The sequence below is a fragment of the Piscinibacter sp. HJYY11 genome (assembly GCF_016735515.1).
Classification (GTDB): Bacteria; Pseudomonadota; Gammaproteobacteria; order Burkholderiales; family Burkholderiaceae_C; genus Rhizobacter.
In genome coordinates this window covers 301157-317075 of the sequence record NZ_JAERQZ010000001.1, presented here as the reverse complement: position 1 = coordinate 317075, position 15919 = coordinate 301157, and the positions used below count along the sequence as shown (strand labels likewise).

Below are 15919 nucleotides of genomic sequence, written 5' to 3'. Positions count from 1 at the left end.
TTTACTTCGGAGAAGTGCGCTTGGCCTGGAGGACGATGCCGTCGAGGTTGATCTCGACCACGTTCTTCTTCTTGGCCACCACCGGCACCACGGCGCGCCAGCGGGCGCGCTCGAGCTCGCGGAAGGCGGCCATCACGCCGATGAACTTGGTGTCGGGCGAGAGCGGCTTGCTGATGGGCTTGCTCTCCCCGGGACGCAGCACGAACTCTTCGCGGCTCACGAGGTCGGCGGCCAGCACGGCCTGGTCCTTCTCGAACAGCGACACGAAGTCGGCCTGCTCGAACAGCGTGGGCGCCTTCAGCTCGAAGACGCGCACCACCACCGGCGACGGCCGACGGCGCGCATCGGGGTTGACCTGCGCCGTGGCCACCACCGTCGTGCTCAGCGTGGCCGGGCCGCTGCTGAACATTCCGCAGCCGGGCAGCGCCACCGCGGCAGCCGCGCCAGAGGCGGTGAGCAACCAGCGGCGACGGTCTTGGGGAAGAAGGAACTGGGTCATGTGCGAGCTTCGGGTTCGTCGATCGTTCGTCGATCGTTCGTCGGGAAGGCAGGGGCGCACGAGGCTCCCCCGAGGGTCGCCCGCAGAATACCGGCGGCGCCTGGGCGCGCCGCGTGACCAAGGTCATCCGGCAGATGGATGAGGCCCCGGTTGACGAAGGTCAGTTGGACCGCGGCCACGCAAGGCCTAGGCTTCCCACCATGAAACGCCTGCCGACCCGCACCGCCCTGGGCCTCGCGCTCGCCGTCGTGGCGGGGCTTGCAGGTTGCTCGTCCAGCAAGCCTCCACCGCCTGCGGCCTCGTCGGCACCGGCGCCTCAGGCCGGCGCAGCACCCGCGCTGACGAACACGCCTCAGCGCGTGCCCGCCAGCACTGGCAAGGCCGCGCCCAAGGGGCCGACCGAGGTGCGCACGCGCAACGCGATGTTCAAGCTCGCGAGCTACGACGAGCTGCCCGGCTGGCAGGAAGACGACATGCGCGCCAGCTGGAGCGCCTTTCGCAACTCATGCGAGGTGCTGCAGAAGCGCGACGACTGGCGAGAGATCTGCGCCTCGGCGAAGACCGTGCCGCCCACCACCCGCGCGATGCGCAGCTTCTTCGAGAGCCGCTTCACGCTCTTGCGCATCCTCCACACCGACGCCCGCGGCGATGGCGACGTGACCGGCTATTTCGAGCCCCTGCTCGAAGGCCAGATGCAGCGCGATGCCGAATTCAGCACGCCGGTGCTCGGCGTGCCGCGCGACCTCTACACCATCGACTGGACACGTGTGCCCAAGGCCCAGCGACGCGCGGTCGTGCGCGTGCGCCCGGAAGGCAACCTGCTGCTGCCCGCGCAGCCGGGCGACACCGCCACCTTTGCGATGGACATGCGCCGCTTCGAGCTCGACGACCGCGACCGCCGCCTGCGCGTGCGCCTGGTCGGCAAGGCCGGGGCGCCCGATGCGCGGGTCGAGCCCTACTACACCCGCGCCGAGCTCGAAGCGCTCGGCCTGCCGCAAGGCATCGACGCACCGGTGGTGGTGTGGGTCAACGACCCGCTCGCGCTCTACGCCATGCAGGTGCAAGGCTCCGGCCGCGTGCGCATGCCCGACGGCCAGATCATGAGGCTGCAATATGCCGAGCAGAACGGCCACCCCTTCAAGCCGCTGCGCGTGGTGCCCAAGCAGAACGTGCGCGTCGCCACGCGAGGCCTCGGTGCGCCTGCGGGCGGCGGCGAGCAACCCGACAGCTTCGTGATCGAAGGCGATGCCGCCGAAGAGCCCGCCGACGACACACCGGTGCTGACGCGTGGCATGTCGGTCAAGCCAGCCCAGGGATCACCGGCGACGTCGAGCACCAGCAGCGCCAAGGACGACCCACTGGTCGAGGAGCTGTTGAAGGGCGCGCGCAAATCCTCGCCCACGCCGGCCGCCGGGTCGAACGCGGGCATTCCCGCCAGGCGCCCTGCCCCTGCGGCCACCACCACCGCCGCGAAGCCGGCCAAGGCCACCGTCACCGGCCGCCTCTTGGCCGACCCGAGCTTCGTCTTCTTCAAGACCGTGGCCGACCGGCCCATGACCGAAGGCCCGCAGGGCGCGCTCGGCGTGCCGCTCACGCCCGGCCGCTCGGTCGCCGTCGACCCGCGTGTCACGCCGCTCGGCTACCCCGTCTACCTGAGCGCCCCGGCCCCCAAGGGCTCGGCCATCTCGATGCAACGCCTGGTGTTCGCACAGGACACCGGCGGCGCCATCCGCGGCGCCGTGCGGGCCGACTACTTCTGGGGCTTCGGCAACGAGGCCGGCCAGATGGCCCGCTCGACGAAGCACCGTGGCCAGATGTGGGTGATGCTGCCCACTGCCGAGGCCAACCGGCTCGCGTCGAGCAAGCTGCTCACGCGCGGCGTGGCGCTGGGCACGGCCGAGGCCGACAGCGGGTGCCTCGTGCCGGACGGCGAGTTCTGCGTGGAGGTGGACTAGTCGATCAGCGACTGCAATTGCCTGATCTCATCGGCGCAGGCCTCGGCCGCCTTCGCTTCGATCCGGCGATAGGTCTCGATCAGCTGGCGGCCCACCTCGGTGATCTCGCTGCCACCACGGACCGCCCCGCCCCGCGCCGAGTCGGCGACCGGCGCACGCAGCATGCGGTTCATCTCGTCCAGCAGCAGCCAGGCACGGCGATACGACATGTCGAGGCTCTGCGCCGCCGCCGAGATCGAGCCGGTGGCCGCAATGGCCTCGAGCAGGGCCACCTTGCCGGGCCCGATGGCGATGGCATCGCCCACCGTGATGCGGAACCTGAACTTTGCGCTGGGGGCAGGCTTCTTCATGGAGGCGTGGTACGCGTCCTCAGAGACCCTTCGCCAGTGCGCGGGTGAGCGCCGCGGCGCCGAGCCCTTCCACATTCCCCACCCGCTGCCCCGACCACAGCGGCGTGAAGTCGCCCAGCCCCTTGGCCTCCGTGGCCGAGCGCAGCGGTGCAATCGCCGCGGTGGCGGTCGGAAACTCCGGCGCATCGGCCGACAGGGGCCCCAGCTCGCGCATCAGCCGGTTCACGATGCCGCGCGCCGGCCGGCCGGTGAAGAGGTTGGTGAGTGCCGTGTGGCGCGCCTGCGGGCTGCGCAGCGCGGCGCGGTGCAGCGCCGAGGTCTGCGCTTCGGGGCACAGCATGTAGGCCGTGCCCACCTGCACGGCCGAGGCGCCGAGCGCCATCGCCGCCTTCACGGCGTTCGCATCGGCGATGCCACCTGCGGCGATTACCGGCACCTTCACGGCCGCCACGATCTGCGGCAGGAGCGTCAGCAGGCCCTGCTGCAGGCTCAGGTCATGGTCGAGGAAGTGGCCGCGGTGGCCGCCGGCCTCCAGGCCCTGCGCGATCACCGCGTCGACGCCGTGCTCCTGCAGCCACAGCGCCTCGTCGACCGTGGTGGCCGACGACACGATGCGCGAGCCCCAGCCCCGCACACGCTTGAGCAGGTCGGGCGCGGGCAGGCCGAAATGGAAGCTCACGATCGGTGGCTTGAAAGGCTCCAGCACATCGGCGGCTTCGTGGCTGAACGGCTGCCGGCCGGCGCCGGCGGGCACCTTGTCGATGTCGATGCCGTATTCCCGGTGGTACGGGGCGAGCCGCGCGCGCCAGCGGGCCTCGCGCACCGCATCGGGCGCGGGCGTGGTGTGGGAAAAGAAGTTGACGTTCCACGCGCCGCCGCGGGCCGAGAGCGCCTTCAGCTCGTCTTGCAGCGCGGGCAGCGCGAGCATCGCGGCGGGCAGCGAGCCCACGCCGCCCGCGTCGATCACGGCAATGGCCAGCGGGCTTGTCTGCACACCGGCCATCGGGGCCTGGATGATGGGCAGCTCGGTTTGCAGAAGGTCTTGGATGCGCATCTCATGTCCTCGGTGAATCACTTCATCGTACCCGCGCGCGACTGCAAAAGCCGAGCGCCGCTGACCGTGCATTGGCTTGCCGTCCTACAGCCACCTCCTGCAGGTGACACCACCATCCCGGCATGCCACCGCCCGCCTCAGACCCACCGCCGCCCGCCCCCACGCCACGGTCTCGCTCGAGCCGATGGCGACCGGCGCGCATCGCTCTGTGGAGCGGCATCGCGGGCGTGTGCCTCACCGTCGGCCTGAGCGCGGCCTACTTCACCCATCTCCTTCGCCACGCACCCGATGCGCACGACCTGCGCCAGGTCACCTCGGCCCGGCCCTCGGTGCTGCTCTCGGCCGATGGCGAGGTGCTCGCCACCTTCAGCCGCGGCCCGAAGCAGCGCGTGACGGTCGAGGAGGTCTCGCCGCACCTGATCGACGCCCTGCTCGCGACCGAAGACCACCGCTTCCACACGCATGGCGGCGTGGACTACAAGCGCCTCGTCGCGGCGATCTACAACACCGCCACCGGCCGCACGCAGGGCGGCTCCACGATCACGCAGCAGCTCGCACGCAACCTCTTCCCCGAAGAGATCGGCCGCAGCCGCTCGTTGCACCGCAAGCTCAAGGAGCTGGTCACCGCGCTGCGCATCGAGCAGCTCTACACCAAGCAGGAGATCCTCGAGGCCTACCTCAACACCGCGCCCTTCCTCTTCAACGCCGTGGGCGTGGAGATGGCCGCGCGCACCTACTGGAACAAGTCGGCAGCCGACCTGAACGAGGTGGAGAGCGCCACGCTCGTGGGCATGCTCAAGGGCCCGCGCTACTACAACCCCGTGCTCAATCCCGATCGCGCGCGCGACCGGCGCAACCTGGTGCTCGCACAGATGCACAAGCGCGGCGCGCTCGACGCCAGCCGCCTGCGCCAGCTCACTGCGCAGCCGCTTCGGGTGAGCCTCAACCGCCAGGCCGAAGCATCCGGCCCCGCGCCGCATTTCACGCACCACGCACGCAAATGGCTGCTCGAATGGGCCGAGCCGCGCGGCATCAACCTCTACACCGACGGCCTCGTGATCGAGAGCACGCTGGTGATGGCGCTGCAGCGCGCCGCCGAGCAGGCGGTGGAGCGCCAGGCCGAAGCCCTGCAGCAGATCGCCGACGTGGAGTGGAGCCAGGCCCAGTTGCCCGAAACCTCGCTCGGCGGCGCCCGCCTGGCGCGTCGTGCCGAGCCCTTTGCCTACTTCTGGCGCCAGCGCCCAGAGCTGCTCAACGCGGCGATCCGCGAGACGCCGGAGTTCCGCCGCGCCGTCGAAGGCGGCGCGAGCGAAGAGAAGGCCCTGCGCGAGCTCTCGTCCGACAAGGAGTGGATCGCTGCGCTCAAGGCCCGCAAGACACGCCTGGAAGCCGGCTTCGCCGCGATGGACCCGACGACCGGCGAAGTGAAGGCCTGGGTGGGCAGCCGCGATTTCAAGCTCGACCAGTACGACCACGTGGCACAGGCCGCGCGCCAGCCCGGCTCGACCTTCAAGCCCTTCGTGTATGGCGCGGCGCTGGAGGGCGGCATTCGCCCGCAGCGCGCCTACCTCGACCAGGCGGTCGAGATCCGCAGCACCGACGGCAGCGTGTGGAAGCCCACCGACATGACGGCCCCGACCGGCACCACCATCACCCTGCGCGACGGCCTCGTTCACTCGCGCAACATCATCACCGCGCAGGTGATGCAGGACGTGGGCATCCACCGCGTGGTGTCGCTCGCCCAGGCCGCCGGCGTCGACCGGAGCCGGCTCGACCCCGTGCCCTCGCTCGCGCTCGGCACGAGCCCGGTCACGCTGCTGGAGATGGTCAACGCCTACGCCACCATCGCGCATGAAGGCGTGCGGCGCGAGCCGCTCGTCGTGAAGCGCATCCGTGACCGCGACGGCCGCATCGTCGCCGAGTTCGGCTCGTCGCCGCGGCGTGCGATGTCGCCTGAGTCGGCCGTGACGCTTGTCGACATGATGCGTGGCGTGGTGTCGCAAGGCACCGGCACGATGGTGCGCACGCGTTTCGGCATCGCGGCCGACGTGGCCGGCAAGACCGGCACCACGCAGAACAACACCGACGGCTGGTTCATCCTGATGCACCCGCGCCTCGTGGCCGGCGCCTGGGTCGGCTTCAACGATTCTCGGGTGACGATGCGCAGCGACTACTGGGGCCAGGGCGGCCACAACGCCATCCTGCTGGTGGGCGATTTCTTCCGCGACGCATTGCGTGGCGGGCTCGTGGACGCACGGGCACGCTTTGCCGACCCGCAGTCGCCCGGCGCGGTGATGGCGAGCTGGTCGCCGATCAGCGAGCGCGACGGCGCATCCATCGCCCGGCTCGAAGTGCCGCCGCAGGACACGCAGGCCGAGAACGCGGCGCCGAGCGACGACGCGCCACCGAAGACGTCGCAGGAGCTCGACCAGCTCATCCAGACCCTCGGCCGGCGCGACAGCTGGTCGTCGGGCGGCCCGGCCGGCGCGTCGATGTCGACCTCGCCGCTGCAGTAGAAGACGATCGCAGCGCCCAAAAAGAAAAAGGCCGGCTGAATGCCGGCCTTTGTCATGCGCAGCGCCCGTCAGGCTGCCTTGTCGATGTCGCGCAAGCGCTTGATCTGGTCGTGGTTGGCCTGCACGCCCAGCTGCTGGCGGGCAATGACCGCCCGTACCGGCTCGGGCAGGGCCTCCTCGCGAAGCGCGGCGCGGTAGCGTGCGAGCGCGGCGTCTTCGCCGCGTTCGCACTCTTCCAGCATCGCGTGATCGCTGTAACCCGCGAGTGAGCCGCGCACCGCCACCCAGCCGCGGTGCAACGCACCCGTGGCCGAGCCGCCGGAGTCCGGCTTGCCACCGTACTCCAGCACCAGGGTCTGCAGCTCGCTCGCCGCTTTGCGGCACTCCTCGGCGCGGCGCAGGAAGAGATCGCGCAGGTCGCTCGACTGCACGTGCTTGGCACACGCGGTGAAGCCGAGTTCGCCGTCTTTCGAGGTCTCGACCAGCTCATTCAAGGTATCGACGATGTCATCGTGGCTCATGGGCTTTCCTTTCGTACTGCTTCAGGAGGCCTGGACGACACGTCGAGAGCGGGTCGTCAGGCTTTCAGGGCCCCTCCTCCACGGCGATCTGCTTGGACAGCGTGCCGTCCGGCAAGGTGGCGTACTCCTTGAGCCGGTTGTAGAGGGTCTTCAGGCTGATGCCCAACGCTGCAGCGGTCTTTTCCTTGTGGTTGCCAAGGTACTCCAGCGTTGCAAGCGTCACCCTGCGTTCGATCTCGGCAAGTGCCGTACCCACCTGGATGGTGAGCGACGGCGCGCTCGAGGCATCGGCCGGGCTCGCCGGTTGTGCCGGGTCACCCGGCAGGCAGGCATCGTGGATCAGCGTGTCGGTGGCCATCACGTAGGCGCGGCACACCATGTTGCGCAGCTCGCGCACGTTGCCCGGCCAGCGATAGGCCTGCAGGCGCTGCAGGGTCGCGGGGGCGAACTGCTTGCGCTGGCCTTCGCGCTTGGAGATCTGGTCGAGGAAGTGCTGAGCGAGCAGCGGGATGTCTTCCGAGCGCTCGCGCAGCGGCGCGAGTGCGATGGGGAAGACGTTCAAGCGATAGAACAGGTCTTCGCGCAGCTTGCCGGCGCGCACAGCCTCCATCGGGTCGCGGTTGGTCGCTGCGACAAGGCGAACGTCGGTCTGCTGCACGGTGGTCGAGCCCACGCGCATGAAGGTGCCGGTCTCGAGCACGCGCAGCAGCTTCACCTGCAGGTCGAGCGGCATCTCGGTGATCTCGTCGAGGAAGAGCGTGCCGCCGCTCGCGCGCTCGAAGAAGCCCTGGTGCTGGCGGTCGGCGCCGGTGAAGCTGCCTTTCTCGTGGCCGAAGATCTCGCTTTCGATCAGCTGCGGCGAGATGGCGCCGCAATTCACCGCGAGGAATGGCCGCGCGCGGCGGCGGCTCAGGTCGTGCACCGTGCGGGCCACGACTTCCTTGCCGGTGCCGCTCTCGCCGGTGACGAACACCGTGACGTGCGTGCAGGCCACGCGCATCACCTGCTCATAGACACGCCGCATGACGGGCGAGCGGCCCCACAGGGCGCCGAAGTGGCCGTCCTTCTCGAGCTTGGCTTCGAGGTCTTGCGCTTCCTGGTGAAGCGGGCATGGCGCGCTCACACGCGCGATGAGTTTCTGCAACTGCTGCGGCGCCACCGGTTTCACCAGGTAGTCGGCCGCGCCGCGACGCAGGGCCTGGATGGAGGTGTCCAGGCTCGCATGGCCCGTCACCAGCACCACTTCGGTATTGGGCAGCGAGCGGGTGTCTTCCAGCAACTCGAGGCCGTTTCCATCCGGCAACACGAGGTCGAGCAACACGAGGTCAGGCGTTTGAAGCGCCATCTGGCGCCGCGCATCCCGCAGCGAGCCTGCGGTGGCGACGGTCAAACCTTCGGTGGCGACAAGCATGGCCAGGGTCTCGGCCGAATCGCTGTCGTCGTCAATTACCAAAACGTGTGGCATTCCGTTTGCTCCAGTACTACTGAATCGGTTGGAGTGGCAACCCTGTAGGAATTGCCGCGAGGTCTCCTTTCGCCCGATGCGCCCGGCTCGTGACCGGGGCTTCGGTGTTGTTGTGGTGACCGAATTGCGTCGTTGTCGAAGGCTTCATCTTGCCCAAGATGTGCAAAAAGCCGCGTCAGGGCGTGCCGATTTGCTTGTCGGAATCGTCTTACACGGCGGCCACATTCACTTTCAAAAACGGAAAGTTTTGCCGCCGATTTCACATGCCGGCATCCACGACATTTCAAGGAACCCTGCATGCCTGACCGACAAGACAAGCCCCGAGCCCCGACCGACGCGACCGTCCAGCAGCAGCGCAAGATCCAGCGCAGCCAGGACCAGCGCGACCAGGCCGCCAAGCCCGAAGCGAAGCAGAAGGAGTCGGCCCCCGTGCAGGCCGGCGCGCGCGAGCAGCCCGCCAAGCTGCCCGCCCAGCACCTGGAAAAGCCCGGCCTTGAAGCCGACCTGCAGCTCAAGCCGCAGTTCCTCGCCCCCGACTACGAAGGCAGCCACAAGCTGCAGGACAGGGTGGCGATCATCACCGGCGGCGACTCCGGCATCGGCCGAGCCGTGGCGGTGCTCTTCGCCCGCGAAGGGGCAGACGTGGCCATCGTCTACCTCGACGAGCACGAGGACGCCGAGGAGACGCAGCGCCACGTCGAGCAGGAAGGCCGCCGCTGCCTGCTCATCCCCGGCGACGTGAAGGACGCCGCCTTCTGCCGCAAGGCCGTCGACGAGACGGTGAAGGCCTTCGGCAAGCTCGACATCCTCGTCAACAACGCCGCCTTCCAGGAGCACGCGGCCTCGCTCGAAGACATCACCGACGAGCGCCTCGACGAGACGCTGCGGACCAACGTGCACGGCTATTTCCACATGGCGCGCGCCGCCCTGCCCCACCTGCGCGAAGGCGCGAGCATCATCAATACCGGATCGGTCACCGGCCTGCAGGGCAGCGCGCAGCTGCTCGACTACTCGGCGACCAAGGGTGCGATCCACGCCTTCACCAAGTCGCTCGCCAGCAACCTGATCGACAAGGGCATCCGCGTCAACGCGGTGGCGCCGGGGCCGGTGTGGACGCCGCTCAACCCGGCCGACAAGTCCGCGCAGGACGTGGCGGAGTTCGGCAAGAAGACCCAGATGAAGCGCGCTGCGCAGCCTGAAGAGATCTCGCCGGCCTTCGTGTTCCTCGCGTCGCCGGTGTGTGCAAGCTACATCACCGGCATCGTGTTGCCGATCACCGGCAGCGTCGGCGCGGAGTGATCGGCTGCGCCGCTCCAGCGGCACGCCGTTTGCAGCAAAAGCTGCGAGCGACCGGCAAAGTCTTCCACGCCGGGCCGTTCGACCCTGCGTGGCCGGCGTGAGCCCGAGCCGCGCAACGCGAGCAAACATGCGGGCTCGCGGCCGATGCCGGCGGTGCGCGAAACGCCGAGGCACGGTCGTTGCATTGAAGGCCGCCATCCCTTCACATCACACGGCCTTCAATGACTTCGATGTACTTGCACACCGAGCAGCGCCAGCAGCAAGGGCTCTCCCCGCGTTTGCAGCAAGCCGTACGCCTGCTCCAGTTGTCTTCGCTCGACTTCGCCCATGAGGTGCAGGCCGCAGCCGACAGCAACCCCTTTCTCGACACCGTGGACGACGAGCCGACCGGCGAGGCCGTCGCCACGCCCGACCTGGTGGTGCCCGAAGCGACGCACGCCAGCGCCCTGGAAAGCACGCCCCTCTCCACCGCCGCCCACGACGACGAGGGCGACGATGCCCGCGACAGCTGGCAGACCGCCGGCCCCTCCGACACCCCGCGCAGCGACGACCTCGACAGCTCGCCGATGAACCGCGTGGCCGCCGAGACCTCGCTCAGCGAATACCTCCTGCGCCAGCTGCACGTGCTGCCGCTCTCGCCGCGCGACATGACGCTGGCCGAGGCCATCGTCGAGTCGCTCGACGACGACGGCTACCTGCGCCTGGCCGACCTGGGCGAGCTGATCCCGGTCATCGAGCTCGACCCGGCCGTCACGCTGCCCGAGCTGCAGATCGCGCTCAAGCGCGTGCAGTCGCTCGAGCCGGCCGGCGTGGGCGCCCGCAGCGTGGTCGAGTGCCTGCTGCTGCAGCTCGACGGCATCGAAGACCCGCAGGAGCGCGAGCTGGTGCGCCTGCTAGTGTCGGAGAAGCTGGAGAGCCTGGCCCACAAGGACGTGGCGACGCTCGCCAAGCAGGTGGGCCGGCCGGTCGAGGCGGTGGCCGCGGCCTGCGCGCGCATCCGCCGGCTCGACCCGCGGCCGGGCTGGCGCTTCGGCTCCGCCGACATCCGCTACATCACGCCCGACGTGATCGTGAAGAAGGTGCGCAACGTGTGGACGGTCTCGCTCAACCCGGCGATCGTGCCCAAGGTGCGGCTGCACCGCGTGTATGCCGAGATGTTCCAGCGCCACCAGCAGGCCCAGCACCCCGAGCTGGCTTCGCAGCTGCGCGAGGCCCGCTGGACGCTGCGCAACGTGGAGCAGCGCTTCGCCACCATCCTCGGCGTGGCCCAGGCCATCGTGAAGCGCCAGCACCACTTCTTCGACTACGGCCCGCTCGCGATGAAGCCCATGGGCCTGAAAGAGATCGCCGAAGAGGTGGGCGTGCACGAGTCGACCGTCTCGCGCGTCACGAACAACAAGTACATGGCCACGCCCTCGGGCGTGTTCGAGCTCAAGTACTTCTTCTCGCGCGCGATGACGGCCACCAGCGGCACCGCTTTCTCGGGCACCGCCATCCGCGGGCTCATCAAGGACATGATCGACAACGAGAAACCCGGTGCCCCGCTGTCGGATGCCGAGATCACCCGCCAGCTGGCGCAGCAAGGCTTCGTGGTGGCCCGCCGCACGGTGACGAAATACCGCCATCTGCTGAACGTCGACGCCGTGGAGCGCCGCCGGGCTGGGGCCTGAAGGGGCCAGAGAGACAGATGGCCCCGCGCATCTCGGTTGTCATCCTCACCGACAAGCGCCCGCAGCACCTGCTGCGCTGTCTCACGGCCGTGCTCTCCCAGCGCTTCGATCCCGATGCTTTCGAGGTGATCGTGGTCGACGACGGCCATGACGACGCCACGCGCCACCTGGTCGACTCGATCCGCGAAGGCGCGCCTCTCGCCGCCGAGCTGCGCTACCTGAGGCCGGCCAACGGCCGCGGCCCCGCGCTCGCCCGCAACGTGGGCTGGCGTGCCGCCCGCGGCGAGCTGATCGCCTTCACCCACGACGACGCCGTGCCCGCGCCCACCTGGCTGGCCGAAGGCGAACGCGCCATGCGCATCCACCACGACTGGGTGGCGATGTGCGGCCGGGTGAGCGTGCCGCTGCGCGGCGAGACCACCGACCACGCGCGCAACACCGCGGCGCAGCTCGCGCGCGCCGAGTTCGTGACGGCCAATGTCTTCGTGCGGCACTGGGCGCTGGTGCGGGTCAACGGCTTCGACGAACGTTTCGCCCACCCCGGCCGTGAAGACGCCGACCTGCAGTTCCGCCTGATGACGCAGGCCGGCCACGTGGGCCGCAGCTCCCGGGCGGAGGTGGTGCACCCGGTGCGCGCCGCGCCCTGGGGCCTGAGCCTGGCCCTGCAGCGCAGCACCTTCTACGACGCCCTGCTCTACAAGAAGCACCCGCGGCTGTACCGCCAGCGCATCCGGCATGCGCCGCCGTGGAACTACTACCTCATCGTCGCGCTGGCGCTGGCGATGGTGCTGCTGCCCTTTGCGGGCCAGCCGGAGATCGCCTCCGCGTGCGGCCTCACGTTGCTGGTGCTGGTGCTGACCCTGACCGTCGAGCGGCTGCGCGACACCAGCCGCAGCCCGTCGCACGTGCTGGAGGTGCTGGCCACCTCGGCGCTGATCCCCTTCGTGGCGGTCTACTGGCGGCTGCGCGGCGCGATCCACTTCAGGGTGCTGTTCCTGTGAGGGCCAAAAATACCGCCCGCGCCCGCAGGTTGGCGGATGCCTTCATCATCCGCTCCTGACCGAGACCCTTCCACGAGCTGAAAACAAGCATTCCATGAGCGCTCCACCCATGACCGGCACCCCAGGCACCTCCACCGACGCCCTGCGCTCGAATGCGACAGACTGGCGCAAGCTGCTGCCGCTGCCGGTGGCCTCGCTCGTGCTCTACGTCGTCAAGGCGCTCGCGGTGATCGTGATCACGCTGGTGTGGCAGCAGGTGATGGAAACACGCAGCAAGGCGGCCGACGCCATCGCGCGGACCAACGTGGTGATGGAGCAGCTGCAGACGGTCATCGGCAGCATGAAGGACGCCGAGACCGGCCAGCGCGGCTTCCTCATCACCGGGCAGGAGACCTACCTCACGCCGCACACCGAGGGCAAGGCGGCGGTGTCGGCCCGGCTGCAGGCGCTGCGCAAGATGCTGGAGGCCGACCCGGCGCAGCTGCAGCGCATCGACACGCTGGAGCGCCTGATCTCCGACAAGCTGCAGGAGCTCGAGCAGAGCATCGTGCTCCAGCGCAACGGCGACCGCGAAGGCGCGCTCGGCGTGGTGCGCTCCGACCGTGGCCGCGCGACGATGGACCGCATCCGCGCAGTGGTGGGCGACATCGAAGGCGAGGAACGCACGCGCCTCACGCAGCAGCAGGAGCGCTGGCAGACCGCGGTCAACTATTCCAACCTGGTGACCTGGGCGGCCGCGGCCGTGCTGCTGTCGCTCATCCTCTACTCGGCCTGGCGGTCGTCGCGCGAGCACCTGGTACGCGAGACGCAGCTCTGGCTGCGCCAGGGCGAGGCCACGCTTGCCGGCACGCTGCAGGGCGACCAGCGCCTGGAAGCGCTCGGCAGCAACGTGCTCGCCTTCCTGGCCGACTACCTGGGCGTGGTGGTCGGCGCCGTCTACACCGCCGAGCGCGACGGCACCCTGCGCCGCGTGGCCACCTATGCATTCGACGCCGAAGAGCGCAGCGCCGTGGTGCAGCCCGGCGAAGGCCTGCTCGGACAGGCCGCGAAAGACAAGCGCCTGCTGCACGTGACCCAGGTGCCCGAGGGCTACCTGCGGGTGAACTCCAGCCTCGGCGGCACCACGCCGCGCGAGCTGCTCATCGCACCGGCCATGGTCTACGGCCGTGTGCAGGCCGTCATCGAGCTCGGCTTCCTGGGCGCGGTCAGCGAGCGACAGCGCGCGCTGATCGGCGAAGCGTCGGAGCAGCTCGCGATCGCCGTGCGCGCCTCGCGCGACCGTTCGCAGCTCGAGGAGCTGCTCGCGGAGACGCAGCGCCAGGCCGAGGAGCTGCAGGCGCAGCAGGAAGAGCTGCGCGTCAGCAACGAGGAGCTGGAGGAACAGGAACGCGCCCTCAAGGCCTCGCAGGCCCAGATGGAAGTGCAGCAGACCGAGCTCGAGCAGACCAACGCCCAGCTCGTGAGCCAGGCCACCCTGCTCGAGAACCAGAAGGACGAGCTGGCCCAGACCCAGCAGGTGCTGCAGGAGCGCGCCGCCGAGCTGGAGCGGGCCAGCCGCTACAAGACCGAGTTCCTCGCCAACATGAGCCACGAGCTGCGCACGCCGCTGAACTCGACGCTCATCCTCGCCAAGCTGCTGGCCGACAACCCGCAGGGCAACCTGACCGAGGAGCAGGTGCGCTACGCGCAGACCATCTCGGGCGCCGGCAACGACCTGCTCACGCTCATCAACGACATCCTCGACCTCTCGAAGATCGAGGCCGGCAAGGTCGAGGTGCACGAGGAAAACATCCCGCTCGGGCCGACGGTGGAGGGCCTCGTCCGCAGCCTGCAGCCGCAGGCCGGCCAGAAGGGCCTCGCGCTGTCGTCCCGCATCGATGCAGACGTGCCGCAGCACCTGCGCACCGACGGCCAGCGCCTGGGCCAGATCCTGAAGAACCTGCTCTCCAACGCGCTCAAGTTCACCGAGGCCGGCGAGGTCTCGCTGCAGGTCTCGGCCGAAGCCGGCGGCGTGGCCTTCGCGGTGCGCGACACCGGCATCGGCATCGCCGAGAGCCAGCAGGAGCTGATCTTCGAGGCCTTCCGCCAGGCCGACGGCAGCACCCACCGCAAGTACGGCGGCACCGGGCTCGGCCTCTCGATCTCGCGCGACCTCGCGCGCCTGCTCGGCGGCGACATCACCGTGCGGAGCAGCCCCGGCGCCGGCAGCGTGTTCACGCTGCACCTGCCCACCATCCGCACGGCCGGCCGCGTGGTGCCCGCGCCGCGGCCAGCACCCGCCCCGCTGGAGCGCGTCGAGGCCCCGGTCGTGCCGCTTGCGAGCCCCGAGCCCCGCCGTGCGCCTGCCGCGCCGCAGATCGAGGACGACCGCGCGCAGCTCACCGTCAACTCGCGCACCGTGCTCGTGATCGAGGACGACCCGCGCTTCGCCGTGATCCTGCGCGACCTCGCCCGCGAGATGAACTTCCAATGCGTCATCACGCACACCGCGAGCGACGGCCTGGCCGCCGCTGCGATGTACCGGCCGCGCGCCATCCTGCTCGACATGAACCTGCCCGACCACTCGGGCCTGGGCGTGCTCGACCAGTTGAAGCACAGCGCGCAGACGCGGCACATCCCGGTGCACATCCTCTCGGTGGCCGACTACACGCACGAGGCGCTGGAGCGCGGCGCGCTCGGCTACGACCTGAAGCCGGTGAAGCGCTCGCAGATCGTCGACGCGCTGCAGAAGCTGGAGGCCAAGTTCTCGCAGAGCATCCGCCGCGTGCTGGTGGTGGAAGACGATGCACGCCAGCGCGAGAGCATCGAGCACCTGCTGCGCAACGTGGAGGGCGTGCAGATCGTCTCGGCCGAGACCGGCGCCCAGGCGCTCGAGGCGCTCAAGGGCACGACCTTCGACTGCATGATCATGGACCTGAACCTGCCCGACCTCTCCGGCTACACGCTGCTGGAACGCATGGCCGAGCAGGACGACAAAGGCGACAGCGCCTTCCCGCCGGTGATCGTCTACACCGGCCGCTCGCTCAGCCCCGACGAAGAGCAGCAGCTGAGGCGCTTCTCGCGCTCGATCATCATCAAGGACGCCCGCTCGCCCGAGCGGCTGCTCGACGAGGTGACGCTCTTCCTGCACCAGGTGGAGTCGGCCCTGCCGGCCGAGATGCAGCAGATGCTGCGCACCGTGCGTGACCGCGACAGCACCCTCGAAGGCCGCCGCATCCTGGTGGTGGAAGACGACGTGCGCAACGTCTTCGCGCTCACGAGCGTGCTGGAGCCGCGCGGCGCAACGGTCGTGCTGGCCCGCAACGGCCGCGAAGCGCTCAACGTGCTCGCCCAGTCGCGCGAGCCCCAGCAGCCGCAGATCGACCTGGTGCTGATGGACATCATGATGCCGGAGATGGACGGCCTGACCGCCATGCGCGAGATCCGCAAGGATGCGACCTGGAAGCGCCTGCCCATCATCGCGCTCACCGCCAAGGCCATGCGCGACGACCAGGAGCGCTGCCTGGCCGCCGGCGCCAACGACTACATCGCCAAGCCGCTCGACGTGGAGAAGCTCCTGTCGCTGGTGCGCGTGTGGATGCCGAAGTGA

Annotated in this window: 11 protein-coding genes; 6 read left to right on the top strand and 5 right to left on the bottom strand. The window is 69.5% G+C overall.

Features of this window, described 5'->3' with window-relative positions:
• Position 1: 1 nt before the first annotated feature.
• Positions 2 to 499 carry a type VI secretion system lipoprotein TssJ gene (gene tssJ / locus JI745_RS01485; RefSeq protein WP_201803204.1) on the bottom strand — a complete coding sequence of 166 codons (498 nt, stop codon included), beginning with the start codon at positions 497 to 499 and terminating at the stop codon, positions 2 to 4.
• A 200-nt stretch (positions 500 to 699) separates the two neighbouring features.
• On the opposite strand from tssJ, the gene JI745_RS26230 reads away from it, so the two are divergent.
• A complete protein-coding gene (locus JI745_RS26230) occupies positions 700 to 2454 on the top strand; it encodes an MltA domain-containing protein (protein ID WP_236674868.1) in 1755 nt (584 codons plus the stop codon).
• On the opposite strand, the gene JI745_RS01475 is transcribed toward JI745_RS26230, so the two are convergent.
• Positions 2451 to 2804, bottom strand: a complete 354-nt coding sequence (locus JI745_RS01475) for a winged helix-turn-helix domain-containing protein (protein WP_201803203.1) — start codon at positions 2802 to 2804, stop codon at positions 2451 to 2453. The two genes, JI745_RS26230 and JI745_RS01475, sit on opposite strands and share 4 nt — an antisense overlap.
• A gap of 19 nt (positions 2805 to 2823) precedes the next feature.
• Positions 2824 to 3858 carry a nitronate monooxygenase family protein gene (locus JI745_RS01470; RefSeq protein WP_201803202.1) on the bottom strand — a complete coding sequence of 345 codons (1035 nt, stop codon included), beginning with the start codon at positions 3856 to 3858 and terminating at the stop codon, positions 2824 to 2826.
• 227 nt (positions 3859 to 4085) lie between these two features.
• On the opposite strand from JI745_RS01470, the gene JI745_RS01465 reads away from it, so the two are divergent.
• Positions 4086 to 6374 carry a transglycosylase domain-containing protein gene (locus JI745_RS01465; RefSeq protein ID WP_310738443.1) on the top strand — a complete coding sequence of 763 codons (2289 nt, stop codon included), beginning with the start codon at positions 4086 to 4088 and terminating at the stop codon, positions 6372 to 6374.
• A gap of 68 nt (positions 6375 to 6442) precedes the next feature.
• Here the strand turns inward: JI745_RS01465 and JI745_RS01460 are convergent, their stop codons facing one another.
• The gene (locus JI745_RS01460) at positions 6443 to 6895 is read right to left on the bottom strand and encodes a PA2169 family four-helix-bundle protein (RefSeq protein WP_201803200.1); all 453 of its coding nucleotides are present in this window, start codon (positions 6893 to 6895) and stop codon (positions 6443 to 6445) included.
• Between the two features lie 64 nt (positions 6896 to 6959).
• Entirely contained in the window at positions 6960 to 8360 is a 1401-nt protein-coding gene (locus JI745_RS01455; RefSeq protein ID WP_201803198.1) for a sigma-54 dependent transcriptional regulator, read from the bottom strand.
• 297 nt (positions 8361 to 8657) lie between these two features.
• Here JI745_RS01455 and JI745_RS01450 point away from each other — a divergent pair, with 297 nt between their 5' ends.
• The 4 genes from JI745_RS01450 to JI745_RS01435 all read left to right on the top strand — a co-directional run bounded on the left by JI745_RS01450 (position 8658) and on the right by JI745_RS01435 (position 15919).
• On the top strand, positions 8658 to 9659 hold the full coding sequence (locus tag JI745_RS01450; protein ID WP_201803196.1) for an SDR family oxidoreductase: 1002 nt from the start codon (positions 8658 to 8660) through the stop codon (positions 9657 to 9659).
• Between the two features lie 230 nt (positions 9660 to 9889).
• Entirely contained in the window at positions 9890 to 11329 is a 1440-nt protein-coding gene (gene rpoN, locus JI745_RS01445; RefSeq protein ID WP_236674867.1) for an RNA polymerase factor sigma-54, read from the top strand.
• 17 nt (positions 11330 to 11346) lie between these two features.
• On the top strand, positions 11347 to 12330 hold the full coding sequence (locus JI745_RS01440) for a glycosyltransferase family 2 protein (protein WP_201803193.1): 984 nt from the start codon (positions 11347 to 11349) through the stop codon (positions 12328 to 12330).
• A 94-nt stretch (positions 12331 to 12424) separates the two neighbouring features.
• On the top strand, positions 12425 to 15919 hold the full coding sequence (locus JI745_RS01435) for a response regulator (protein ID WP_236674866.1): 3495 nt from the start codon (positions 12425 to 12427) through the stop codon (positions 15917 to 15919).